Annotated in this window: 1 protein-coding gene and 1 pseudogene; both read left to right on the top strand. The window is 61.9% G+C overall.

Translation table 11 applies throughout. The features are described from left to right. Window positions 1-97 precede the first annotated feature (97 nt). On the top strand, window positions 98-577 hold the full coding sequence (nrdR, locus tag EN750_RS37375; protein ID WP_023810227.1) for a transcriptional regulator NrdR: 480 nt from the start codon (window positions 98-100) through the stop codon (window positions 575-577). Between the two features lie 2 nt (window positions 578-579). Next, a pseudogene (locus tag EN750_RS41310) lies at window positions 580-729 on the top strand (riboflavin biosynthesis protein RibD); the annotation flags it as partial.

The raw sequence follows: 729 nt of genomic DNA, 5'->3' as shown, positions 1-729 counted from the left end.
TCTCTGAAGGGCGTGGGGCTGTTGGCGACACTTTGCCATCGCTGCAAAAACCTCTAAGCCTTTCGCTTCACCAGATTCGCCAACCAAAGGCTTCTCCATGCGCTGTCCCTATTGCCAGTCAGAAGATACGCAGGTGAAGGATTCGCGCCCCGCAGAGGATGGCGCGGCGATCCGCAGGCGGCGTGTCTGCCCCGATTGCGGCGGTCGCTTCACCACCTTCGAGCGCGTGCAGTTGCGCGACCTCGTCGTGGTCAAGAAATCGGGCCGCAAAGTGCCCTTCGACCGCGACAAGTTGCTGCGTTCGGTGGAGATCGCCGTGCGCAAGCGCAATGTCGATCCCGAGCGCATCGACCGCGCGGTGACCGGCATCGTGCGCCAACTCGAAAGTTCCGGCGAGACGGAGGTTGCTTCGGGAGAAGTCGGCCGGCTGGTCATGGAAGCGCTGAAGTCGCTCGACGATGTCGCCTATGTCCGCTTTGCCTCGGTCTACCGCAATTTTCGCGAGGCCAAGGATTTCCATGAATTGCTGGGCGAGCTCAAGGGCGACGAAATCAAGGGTGAAGAGGAAGCCAGCTGAGCATGACTGCAAGCGAACAGGCCGCCCTTGATCGCCGCTTCATGGCGGCGGCACTCAGACTGTCGCGAAAAAATGCCGGGCGCACCGCGACCAACCCGTCCGTCGGCACGCTGATCGTACGCGATGACGGCAACGGTCCGATGATCGTCGGC

Source organism: Mesorhizobium sp. M7A.F.Ca.ET.027.03.2.1, assembly GCF_003999175.1.
Lineage (GTDB): Bacteria > Pseudomonadota > Alphaproteobacteria > Rhizobiales > Rhizobiaceae > Mesorhizobium.
Note: the sequence above shows the minus strand (reverse complement) of the source record. Positions and strands in the feature narration are given on the sequence as shown.

Bases quoted from the DNA above. Each gene is read 5' to 3' on its own strand.
- nrdR (WP_023810227.1), top strand. From the start codon at position 98: ATGCGCTGTCCCTATTGCCAGTCAGAAGATACGCAGGTGAAGGATTCG.